We start from the raw sequence: 11,338 nt of genomic DNA, 5'->3' as shown, positions 1-11,338 counted from the left end.
TACAACCAAGTCAGGCCACATCAGTACAACGGTGGTTTGACGCCTGCAGAGTCTGAACGATTATTTCAGAATGACTCTAAGTCCTTGGCCAAAATTAGTTGACCACTTCAGCTTGATCGTGACCCATTGTTTTGTTTATCAAATGGAGGCATGACATTGCGGCGATTGGCGATGACCGTTAGTAGGCTGTTCCAGCGAGTAGCCACTACATCATTAGAGAAAATGCTGTAACACATGTCAAAATTGAATTGAGATAAACAGGGAAAATCAAGCTTAACTTTTTTGAATAACGGTAACGGCTGCACAAGGGAAACTAGCTGGAAATAGCATATGACATAAAAGTAACAGCGTTTGATAGGAACAACTAAAGACAATCACAGCTCTTAATAAAAAAGAGCTGTTAGGATTATAGATCCGCAGCATGCTTAGTTGAATCGCGCAGAGGGTTTAGCTTAAGAACATCCCCTTTAGAGAGAGTTTGTATGAGAGCATTTTGGCTAATTCATTCTTTTTTTACATAACGCTTCGTCAATGATCTCAATATTTTGATCAATATAACTAAGTAAAATTGATTTTTCTGTATCGCCAAGTAGTGAGTCTAATACAATTCGATGTAACTCTAATGATTCTGATTTATGAGTGAGCAGGATAAGCGATGAGACATTTACACTATTTAAAGCACGTTTCAATAATGCAGCCTGGGTCAGTTTCATTGACGTTTTTACAGTATCCGTTAACATTGCTAATCTTTCGTCATTAACAATTTGTGCCGCAAGTCCTATGTGTTGCAATTGATTCTGTTGTGTAAAGTACATATGTCACCCTTCATCATAAATGGAATAAAAGCCACCTTTGATATGGATTATATGTGCCTCTAGCTGTATCCGTGCTGAATAGGAGACCGAATACACTCATAATTTTGACTCGTATAAGCCATCGCTAGCAGCGTTTAAAAGGGACAGTTCAGTGCGTATTCAATCAAATATGGAAGCTCGATGACTTCCATATTGAGTAGCATAGTGCACAATACGCAACACTGAATATCCGAGAATGACGCTGTAGAGTCTTGTACAACAAAAAATGAATTAGCTACGCTTTATTCTAACGACTTTAAAAACATCTATCTCAAAGCCTGCAATACCTTCAGTTCCGCTGTAGTACGTCATGTTAACGTTGGCATCCTTAAGACTTTTGTATTTCTTCCGTCTTTTGAATTTGAAAGGCGTATCACAACCTTCAATCATTACAGTGTGCAAAACCCATTCCTCTTTCTCTCTTTGAATATGAGATAGAACCTTCACATCCTCAGAGTGGGTAAGTTCATCGTGGTTCTCTAACATTTTATCAACAGGATGCTTCTTCACTAACGGTTCCTCAAAAAATTGTAATCTATAAAGGTAGCACAGCTACATAAAACCAGCTGACTTTGGTTATAAAAATCTATCTCGTAGCCAACCATAATGATAGTAGCCCCATTGTCCTACACGTCTAAATTTAGGCAATGGGAATTTAGGTAGCTCATTATCATACAAAGGTAAACTGGGGACTTTATGACCCGTAATCTGTTGCGCCAATCGAAAAGCGGCTTGCGTACTAAATGATACACCAGAACCGCAGTAACCTAGACTATAACCCACGCTATTATGACAAAAAACATGCGGCATATCATCTAAAGTTGCAGCTATCCATCCAGTCCAGTTATAAGCAATCGACTTATTTGCTAACGAGGGGAAGCATTGTGTCATCGCAAACTTTAATCGGCGTTGAAAGACAGCGTCGTATGCATCCCTCCCCCATATAGCGCCCCGGCCCCCAAACAGTAAGCGATTATCAGGCAATAGTCGATAATAGTACTTTAGAATACGCGTATCCATGGTGACTTGGTGTGTTTTCAATCCACAAGCAACCAACTCGTCTTCTGTTAATGGTTCCGTGACTATCACATTACTTAATATAGGCAGGAATCGATTATCGATGCGAGGGTTAAATTCATTTGGGGTATAGGCATTACCTGCGGTAATGACTTTATTGACCGTTAACTCACCCTCTGAGGTGATTAAACGATGTTTTCCATTTTCCTCTATCCAGTTTTCAACACAACTATGCTCACAGAGCGTTACACTCTGCTTCTTTAACATGGACTTATAACCCAGAAGCAGCTTTAGTGGATTGACGCCAAACCCGTCTTCAAGTCGTAACGCGCCATAAGCTTGGTGATGATCCATGTACTCGTTTTTAAGTGTAGACGCATCTATGAATTGGGCATCTTCACCGAGATGTGTTGATATAAATGAAGCTGTATCTCTTAGCTGCGTCAGTGCTTTTAGGTTGTGCGCGACTTTAATGTAACCCTTAGGTTGCGGGTCACATCTGATATCATAGTCTTGAATTAGCCCCTCTACGCGTTCAACGGCTTGGCTAAATTCGTTATAGATCCCCTTAGCCGTATTCAAGTCCCAACGCTTGGCCATTTGAGAATAACCTAAACGGCCAGCCCCTTTTAGAACAAAACCCGCATTGCGAGCGCTTGCACCAAAACCAACCTGATTTGCCTCGAGAACACATACATCTACATTATAACGTTCTGCCAAATAATGCGCCGTTAGTAGGCCTGTATACCCGCCACCGATAATAGCAACGTCTGCAGTGTGACTGCCACGGAGACTTTTATTTGCCTCACCTAAAGACGCTGTACTAGCCCAATAAGAATCGCAGGGGCTTAGGTTCGCTGGTGACTTATGTTTTAAAGGATCAAATATTCTGCTATTCATAATGAGGCTTTTTAACGGATTCAAAAGAGTTTATTATTAGAAAATAAGTAGCATTTCACAAGCAACACAGTGACAACTAGGTCCACAAAGCACGCAATTATAATCTGGGTGCTCAAGGGTATTATTCCAACGGTCAGGATGTTCTTTTATCAGTACACCGCCAGCCTTGGTAAAATAGCGAACAGCTGAATTATGCGGGCTTTGTTGCCACAAATGACTCACACCCGCGATTGCACCTTGCTGTTTTAGTGCGCCAATAGCAGCATTAAGTAACAAACCACCAATACCCTTGCCGCGAGCATCAGATGCTACGGTGTTGCATTTAAAGTAGCCAACTTGAGTTTGATTTACTCCCCAACGATTTGGTGTACACCATGGGTCGATTGGCCATTGGTCAGCGGCATACGTTAATCTAAAGCCCAGTAATCGACCAGATTCAATGGCAACAAAACAACTGTTGATGCCGTTATTATTGCCTTTATCGACAATGCTTTGTAGTGAGGCTCTGTCCAAGTAGCCATTACCATGAACTAAATTACCTAATTCAATGACATCATTAAAGTGTTGTGGTTCAAGGGGTTGGATCATGTTTTTTCTAATTATTATTTTTATCCTGTAACTATTTTACCATAGTCGAAGTGTTTATCTCAGATTCTTATGACTTGAACCGTTAATAGGAAAGCGTTCCCACTTCAAATTACCATCTAGTGTTCAAGCATAATTTATGCTCAATATGTACTGTCATTACACAAAGAGATCTAAACTTAGCTGTTAACGTATTAATATTTTGACGCTACCAATAACGAGACTATCAGTGTTAAAAACCCTTGGATATTTAGCCATATTTGCTTTGTTATTAAGCGTGATATTACAGCGTCCGGTCAAAGATGCAGAATTTCTGTGGAATAATTACCAAAAGCGCTTAAGTACCGTTTTAGGCCATGAGATAAGGTTGCAACCCACCTCTTTTAAAAGGTTTAACTCAGCGTTAAAGGAAGCACCTGAGAAAAAGCAGACTATATCGTTACTTGATAGTTTTAAACTTAGTGAATGTCATCTTGGTCAATTAATCGCTAATAAAAATAGTATCCTAGGGAAAGTCGCTTTATCAAGCCAACAACTTATCTATCATGTTAAGTTTATTCAATTGGCCCCAGCATGTATTGAAACGTTATCAATTAAGCACCCAATGTTAGCGGATCAGCTTCGCGAAGAGTTAATCAGTAAAAAACAGCATGCTTATTCCCAATTCAATACTTTTATACATTCGGATAGAACCATAGCGGCTCTGCTGTTTAGCAGCCATGAATCGTTGCCGTTTGACGGAACACTTAAAGGCATCAACTCACTAGAAAACGCGTTGGCTAGATTACTGAGTGTAAAGGTAGCGATTAAACAGCAACGGTGGGAGGACGCCGACATAGAGGAGCTCGAGAAACATTTGAGTTTGCTGCATCAACACTCATTTCTAAAGAAGTATATGCGCAGCCTCGCGATTAATAGGTATCAGCTTAAAATGACTAACGATCTTTTGGAATCGTATTCTACCCTAGTGCAATGTCAAACAGGCCGGTCAAATCAAAAGCTGCCAATACTTAAAAATATATTTACTAAATACTATTTAGCAGACATTCAAGCATACCTTTCGCGTATGAATAGCGTGTATTTTAGACTAAATAAACCTTTAATCGCTTTGTTTGAAGAAACCCAATATCAACAGTTGATTGAGCATTACTTTTCCGAAGACCCAACAGCCTTGCCTGCCACACTCACCTTAGAGATAAAACGACACGTAAAATGGTGGCAAGCAGTGCAGGATACTTGTGGTCCTTTACGTCCTGAGTAAGATCCCATAGCCTACTGGCTGTCTAGAGATCCAACACTTACACCGCTAGCGCAAAGTTTAGCTTCTCCTTACTTTTATGAAGGTGTAGATTGTTTGCTAGAACAAAGTAACGATAACTATAAAAAAAGTAGAAGAAATACAAGGATCTTAATAAATGAAACGCTCATTAATCACTTTAGCACTCGCCGTTGCCATTACGGGTTGTTCCCAACCAGAGCAAACTCAAGCCGCTGATGACACTTTAGCATCCAAAGTTACCACAGAAAATAACGTCAATAAAAATCTAATAGAAACAAAGCAATCTGTTACTTACCAAGCAATGCTTGACCGTTTTGTAGATGTGAAAATGGAAGCAGATCTATCCAGTTTAACCGTGACTGACATGCTTGTGTTGCGTAAAATAATCGAAGTTGCAGATATATTAGATGGGATCTACTTTAAGCAGACATTTGAAAATAATGCCCAAGTTCGGCAACAGATATTGGCCTCAAATGATGCCAATAAGTCGGAAATATTATCCTTGTTTGATCTGCATTATGGCGCTTGGGACACCTTAGATGGTGATAAAGCATTTTTTGGTAACCTAGCTCGCCCAGATGGCGCAGGTGTTTATCCGGTTGATTTAACTAAGAATGAGTTTAATCAATGGATTGCTGCACATCCAGAAGATGAAAAAAGCTTTAAAAGTGGCTATACCGTTATTGTTAGAGATAAAGCACAATTAAAGGCTATCCCATATAGTATCTACTACAAAAAAGAGCTGACCGAAGCGGCAAAGCTCATGCGCGAAGCAGCTGAGTTAACCGAAGACCAGTCATTAAAAACTTTTTTGTCTAAACGCGCCGATGCTTTTCTTAATGATGAATACCGTGACTCAGAAATGGCTTGGATGGACCTCAATGGATCTTTAGAAATTGCGATTGGACCTTACGAAACCTATACCGATAAACTCTTTGGTTATAAAACATTTTTTGAAGCGTTTATCACCGTCAGAAATCCAGAAGATAGCGCTAAGTTAGATATCTATAAAAAGTATCTAACGGCAATGGAATCTAACTTACCGATCCCAGATGAACATAAAAATGTTAATCGAGGCTCTGAATCCCCTATCTCTGTCGTAGAACAGGTTGCTGGTGGCGGCGATAATAAACCTGGCGTACAGACAACTGCATTTAACCTACCTAATGATGAATATGTTAGAGAAGTTAAAGGCAGTAAAAAAGTCATGCTCAAAAACGTGCTTAATGCCAAATATCAAGCCGTTATGAAACCAATTTCTGATCTAATCATTGCCGAGTCGCAACAGTCACTGTTGATGGAAAAATATTTTTTCAATGAAACTCTTTTCCACGAACTATCACATGGTCTAGGCCCTGGTACGATTATTGTTGACGGTAAAACAACGACAGTCTCAGCCCAGCTTGAAGAAACCTATTCAAAGATTGAGGAAGGTAAAGCAGATGTAATGGGGGCTTACAACATGTTGTTCTTAATGGATAAAGGTGAGCTTCCCATTGCAGAAAGAGACAACATGCTAGTGACTTATTTTGCGGGGCTATTTCGCTCAATGCGTTTTGGAGTGCATGAAGCTCATGGTGCTGGAGCCGCATATCAGTATAATTACTTCAAGCAAAAACAAGCATTTACCTTTGATGGAACCACACAGACGTACAGTGTTAATTTTGACAAAATGGTCTTAGCCATTACAGAGTTAGTACATGATGTCTGTATGATCCAAGCGTTAGGTGATTACCAGCAGTCAAAGATATTCCTAGATACTTACGCTGTACTTGCACCAGAAGTTGCGCAGTTAAACAGTAAAATGGAAACTATACCGACTGATATTCGTCCAAATTACCCTAAGATCTAACCTCGTTAGAGGCTGAGATCCTAATGTTAAAAAGCGCATGTTTCATGCGTTTTTTTATATAAACTCGTTTGTAAATGAACCTCCGGCCTACTTCCTCTTGAACTGATGTACTCATATGCATTATCGTAATGAACTGGATTTTTCATAAAATTAAATCGACATTAGCGATCACAAGGATACTGGATTAGTGACCATAAAGAAGATTCTGCCACCGGCGTTCAATTTAGCAAAAAGAATTATGGCAATAAACAATAGTATTTATGACGCTATTACCTCTTTGTCTGGAAAACTAAGTACGGTTCAAAAGCTGTATCTACTCGCAATAGTCGTGCTTATTTTCTCTGATAGTTTGGTTTTTGTGGCCGTGCTAACGGTGCTGGGTCTCACTGCTGAATTCTGGCCCCTATTTAATCGTGTATGGCATTCACTGGCAGGCAAAGCTATTCTGTTGCTTTTTTACGCGATCATAGCCAATTTTGCACTGGCTGGATCTGCCTCTGTAGTCAATGAGGTTGTCGGTGTTTCATCATCACACTTTAACTACACTCATAACTTTGCCATTTTACTCTTCTTGCCCTCTTGGGCTTTAGCCATGAGTATTATTGCATTACTTTTACTACAGATAATTGCGCCGATTTATCTCTTTCTATTGCTTATAGCAAGGCCCTTTGGCATTAAAGGTTTTAGGATCACCAGCCATCAACACTTTCAAAAGTGGACCATGTTTGTCCGTCTTATCCTCTCTAGCATTCTTATCTTTAACCTTTCTTTACTCAGTGATGTTGATTCTGTCATCGAAGATAATTTTAATAGTTCATCATTCTTCCTAACCAACGAACAACCGATGATAACGCCTCCCGCATTGGCCAATAATAATCCAACGATAGAAGATACCATCGTTAAAATACTCACAACAGAAAACAAAGATAATGTGGAAGGATTGAGCCTAACGTCAGGAAATGAAGACACAAAGCCAACAATACATTCTGCTAATAATCTTGATATGACGATGAATACAGATGATGAAAAGATCTCAGAACGAGAGAAAAATATAAAAAATGAAGTCAATAATTCAGCAAAAATTAAAACATTTTACTCAAAAAAAATACGTGATTTGATTGCGCATTTTGCCTATCAATTGGAAGCGAATGAAAAGTCCCGTTGCCTGATTACGAATAATGCGCATGTTGTTGAATTAAATGACTATGAAATTTTGCAAATAACACCTGACAGCACTATGCCTCACGGTTATAAATTTGAAGTTAAAGCCTGCATATCGCCTGCATTTCCAGCAAAGGATGACTGAGATAAAAACGTAAAGTCATAAACTAACTCTATAAATGAGACTGTCGATATTTCCATTAATACGCTGCTTACGGAAGGCTTCTCTAACGATAGTTTATAGAAGTATCTACACATTAATGTCATGAAACTTTACAAAAAGACGGGCTCTTAAACCAGATTAATCGTTACAAAGTATTAAGTTACATTGACTGCTTACCCATTGTCTATTGTATAATTATCTGAACTGTATAAAAAAATAACTATAAGTAGTGATGCATTATCACTCCAATAAAATAAGAGAAGTACTCAGTGAACAGAATACTAACGTCATCAATCGTAGCGTTTACGATTTTGTCAGGTGTGGCACTTCCAGCCTACGCCTCAGCAATAAAGCAGTCTAAAGGCGATTTTGAAGATAAATTTCGTCAATTAGATGCGGATCTACCCACACCGAATGTTTACCGAAATGCCGCTGGGGAACCTGGACATCAGTATTGGCAACAGCAAGTTGACTATCATATTAAAGCGTCTCTTTTAGAAGATAAAAGACGCTTAGAAGCCACACAAACGGTGACCTATACAAATAATTCTCCCGATACACTAAAATATTTATGGTTACAACTGGACCAGAATTATTACAAGGCAGACTCTATCGCGAGTCGTACTCGTACATTTTCTAGCCCTTCAGAGCTGGCAAAAAGTGTCGATGGAAAACCAACAAAAATAAGCTTAAAAACCCTACGCGGACAACAATTTTTAGCGGATAACGACGTCGGCTACGAAATAGGTAAAGTGACCATCAATGGCAAACCGTTAACAGCGACTATCGTTGGCACCAATATGCGTATCGATTTGCTGAAACCATTGAAGCCAGGTAAGACAACAGAATTTGAGCTCGATTATGCTTTTAACATAACGGATCAAAAAGCGATGGGCGGTCGCTCTGGTTATGAACATTTCCCTAAAGATAAACGTGACGGTGGCAATGATATTTTCCAATTAGCTCAATGGTTTCCACGCCTCCACGCCTATACTGATTACGAAGCTTGGACCAATAAAGCCTTTCTGGGGAGTGGTGAATTTACCTTAGAGTTTGGCGATTATGATGTTGAAATCACGGTACCAGCAGACCATATTGTTGCTGCTACTGGTGAATTAGTAAACGCCAGTTCTGTGCTAAATAAAAAACAGCGTAAGCGTTTTGAAAAAGCAAAAAGTAGTCAAAAACCCGTCTTTATTGTGACTGAAGTAGAAGCTTTAGAAAATGAGGCGAACGCCACCAGTAAAACAAAAACATGGCACTTTGAAGCTGAAAATGTAAGAGATTTCGCCTGGGCTTCATCAAGAAAATTCATGTGGGATGCTAAAGGTTATGAGCAAAAATCATCAGAGCGGCCACTGGTTATGGCGATGTCTTTCTATCCAAAGGAAGGTGGCGATCTCTGGAAAAAATATTCAACAGAATCGGTCATCCATACCATGGAAGTTTATTCAAAGTATTCTTTTGATTACCCATATCCGACAGCCCAATCAATAAATGGACCTGTTGGTGGCATGGAATACCCAATGATAACCTTCAATGGGCCACGTACAGAATTGCAAGATGATGGTAGTCGTACCTATACATTGTCTGAAAAACGTTTCCTAATTGGTGTAGTGATCCATGAAATCGGCCATATATATTTTCCTATGATCGTTAATTCTGATGAACGTCAATGGACTTGGATGGACGAAGGGCTTAACAGTTTTTTAGAATCTTTAGCAGTGAGAGAGTGGGAAACAGACGCCCATTGGGCTAGAGAACCGAGAGATATAATTGAGTACATGAAGTCAACGGTACAAGTGCCGGTGATGACACAATCTGACAGTATTTTAAAGTTTGGACCTAACGCCTATACCAAACCTGCAATCGCCTTGAACATTCTTCGGGAAATCGTACTGGGTCGTGAATTGTTCGATTTTGCTTTTAAAGAGTATGCCACTCGGTGGAAGTATAAACGCCCTACTCCGTCCGATTTTTTTAGAACAATGGAAGAAGCATCCGGTATCGATTTAGATTGGTTTTGGCGAGGCTGGTTTTACACTACAGATCATGTTGATATCTCAATAGACAAAATCTATAAGTTACAAATGAATACCAAAAATCCAGATATTGATTTTGCTCGTGAACGTCAAATGGAACAAGACAAGCCAGTGCCAATGGCGATAATAAAAGATCAGCAACAAGGTATAAAAACTTGGGTTGAGCTAAATCAAGATGTTACTGATTTTTATGATAAAAATGATGAGTATACAGTTACGAATAAAGAACGTAATAAGTATAACAAGTTAGTAAAAGACCTTAAGCCTTGGGAGCTTGCCGTAATAGAAAGAGCAGTGAAGGAAGACAAAAACTATTATGTACTCGAGTTTTCCAATATTGGCGGCCTAGTAATGCCGATCCTTCTGCAGCTCACTTATGAAGATGGTTCGATTGAATCTATTAATATTCCGGCAGAGATCTGGCGTAGAAGTCCTACTTCAGTCAATAAACTCATTGTTACTGACAAAGTACTTAAAGAAGTTGAAATTGACCCGAGCTGGCAAACGGCAGATGTGGACCTAAACAACAACTATTTTCCTCGTCGTATCATTGAGTCTAGGATTGAAGCCTACAAGAAAGAGAAAAGTAAGCAAAAACTTAAGCGCGATATTATGCAGGACATTAAGACAGAGCTTAAAAGTGAAGACGATGACAATACTTTAAAAACAGATAAGGCTGCTTAAGAAATGAAGATCCGTGTATTAATCGCTAGTTTATTTTTCTTTATGATCGGCAATGTGAATGCTCATCAACAAAAAACGGCGGTAACAACGATTAGTTTTAACCATAGGGTTAACACTATTGAAGTCATGCATAAGTTCTATCTACATGATGCCGAACACGCAGTAAGAGATCTTTTTGACCCTAGTGCAGATATCTTAAGCAGCAAAGCCACTCAAAATACTTTTGCAGACTATGTTCAACATCAGTTTGCAATTGAATCTAACGATGGTAAACCGTTACCTTTAACCTTTGTCGGCTTAGAGTTAGACGGCAAATACTTGTGGATCTACCAGGAAACAAACATACCCGAAAAAATATCAGGTATGTCTATTTCAAATGGAGCATTACAGGATCTTTGGCCCTCGCAGGTTAACTTAGTTAATATTGAGGGACAAGGTAAGTTACAGTCACTCCTTTTTGAACACAGTGACCGTTGGTTAACAGTTTCACTACCAGAATAGAAAAGCATAAAGGCTAAGGCACATCAGTGACTTAGCCTTTTTATTATTGAAAATTCATTCGCACTGCACTATTTTATTCCGCCGTTAGATAAAATTCCAAATCACCACCCTATCGTCGATGCTTGTTTATCAGTATCTTCTTTAGCACCTCAAACAATGAGGGTGCCTTTAGCTGCACTATCAATGACAGCAAGACTAGAATATGTTACATAGTGAAATAATTCAGGATATTGATGTCGATGGAAAATACCATATTCTTGATTCGCCACGGCTATATCAACATTCATATTTTCGATAATA

General features: G+C 39.2%; 9 protein-coding genes. 5 read left to right on the top strand and 4 right to left on the bottom strand.

Annotated elements, in window-relative coordinates:
• Nucleotides 1–497 precede the first annotated feature (497 nt).
• The 4 genes from L2729_RS18795 to L2729_RS18780 all read right to left on the bottom strand — a co-directional run bounded on the left by L2729_RS18795 (nucleotide 498) and on the right by L2729_RS18780 (nucleotide 3,359).
• The gene (locus tag L2729_RS18795) at nucleotides 498–815 is read right to left on the bottom strand and encodes a hypothetical protein (RefSeq protein WP_248989635.1); all 318 of its coding nucleotides are present in this window, start codon (nucleotides 813–815) and stop codon (nucleotides 498–500) included.
• Nucleotides 816–1,085: 270 nt separating this feature from the next.
• Complete coding sequence (locus L2729_RS18790) at nucleotides 1,086–1,340, bottom strand: hypothetical protein (RefSeq protein WP_101090265.1); 255 nt, start codon at nucleotides 1,338–1,340, stop codon at nucleotides 1,086–1,088.
• 90 nt (nucleotides 1,341–1,430) lie between these two features.
• The gene (locus tag L2729_RS18785) at nucleotides 1,431–2,771 is read right to left on the bottom strand and encodes an NAD(P)/FAD-dependent oxidoreductase (RefSeq protein ID WP_248989634.1); all 1,341 of its coding nucleotides are present in this window, start codon (nucleotides 2,769–2,771) and stop codon (nucleotides 1,431–1,433) included.
• A 36-nt stretch (nucleotides 2,772–2,807) separates the two neighbouring features.
• Nucleotides 2,808–3,359 carry a GNAT family N-acetyltransferase gene (locus L2729_RS18780; RefSeq protein ID WP_248989633.1) on the bottom strand — a complete coding sequence of 184 codons (552 nt, stop codon included), beginning with the start codon at nucleotides 3,357–3,359 and terminating at the stop codon, nucleotides 2,808–2,810.
• A 226-nt stretch (nucleotides 3,360–3,585) separates the two neighbouring features.
• Here L2729_RS18780 and L2729_RS18775 point away from each other — a divergent pair, with 226 nt between their 5' ends.
• The 5 genes from L2729_RS18775 (at nucleotide 3,586) to L2729_RS18755 (ending at nucleotide 11,038) form a co-directional block, all read left to right on the top strand.
• Nucleotides 3,586–4,617 (top strand): DUF3080 family protein, encoded by a 1,032-nt coding sequence (locus tag L2729_RS18775; RefSeq protein ID WP_248989632.1) that lies wholly within the window; start codon nucleotides 3,586–3,588, stop codon nucleotides 4,615–4,617.
• Between the two features lie 154 nt (nucleotides 4,618–4,771).
• Complete coding sequence (locus tag L2729_RS18770; RefSeq protein ID WP_248989631.1) at nucleotides 4,772–6,487, top strand: dipeptidyl-peptidase 3 family protein; 1,716 nt, start codon at nucleotides 4,772–4,774, stop codon at nucleotides 6,485–6,487.
• A 187-nt stretch (nucleotides 6,488–6,674) separates the two neighbouring features.
• A complete protein-coding gene (locus L2729_RS18765; RefSeq protein ID WP_248989630.1) occupies nucleotides 6,675–7,793 on the top strand; it encodes a hypothetical protein in 1,119 nt (372 codons plus the stop codon).
• Between the two features lie 296 nt (nucleotides 7,794–8,089).
• Complete coding sequence (locus L2729_RS18760; protein ID WP_248989637.1) at nucleotides 8,090–10,537, top strand: M1 family metallopeptidase; 2,448 nt, start codon at nucleotides 8,090–8,092, stop codon at nucleotides 10,535–10,537.
• Nucleotides 10,538–10,540: 3 nt separating this feature from the next.
• Entirely contained in the window at nucleotides 10,541–11,038 is a 498-nt protein-coding gene (locus tag L2729_RS18755) for a DUF6702 family protein (protein WP_248989629.1), read from the top strand.
• The last annotated feature ends 300 nt before the right edge of the window (nucleotides 11,039–11,338 follow it).

This window comes from Shewanella gelidimarina (genome assembly GCF_023283945.1).
Classification (GTDB): Bacteria; Pseudomonadota; Gammaproteobacteria; order Enterobacterales; family Shewanellaceae; genus Shewanella; species Shewanella gelidimarina.
This window is presented reverse-complemented; position numbering and strand designations above follow the sequence as displayed.

Bases quoted from the DNA above. Each gene is read 5' to 3' on its own strand.
- L2729_RS18785 (WP_248989634.1), bottom strand. From the start codon at position 2,771: ATGAATAGCAGAATATTTGATCCTTTAAAACATAAGTCACCAGCGAAC.
- L2729_RS18780 (WP_248989633.1), bottom strand. From the start codon at position 3,359: ATGATCCAACCCCTTGAACCACAACACTTTAATGATGTCATTGAATTA.
- L2729_RS18755 (WP_248989629.1), top strand. From the start codon at position 10,541: ATGAAGATCCGTGTATTAATCGCTAGTTTATTTTTCTTTATGATCGGC.
- L2729_RS18795 (WP_248989635.1), bottom strand. From the start codon at position 815: ATGTACTTTACACAACAGAATCAATTGCAACACATAGGACTTGCGGCA.
- L2729_RS18790 (WP_101090265.1), bottom strand. From the start codon at position 1,340: ATGTTAGAGAACCACGATGAACTTACCCACTCTGAGGATGTGAAGGTT.
- L2729_RS18770 (WP_248989631.1), top strand. From the start codon at position 4,772: ATGAAACGCTCATTAATCACTTTAGCACTCGCCGTTGCCATTACGGGT.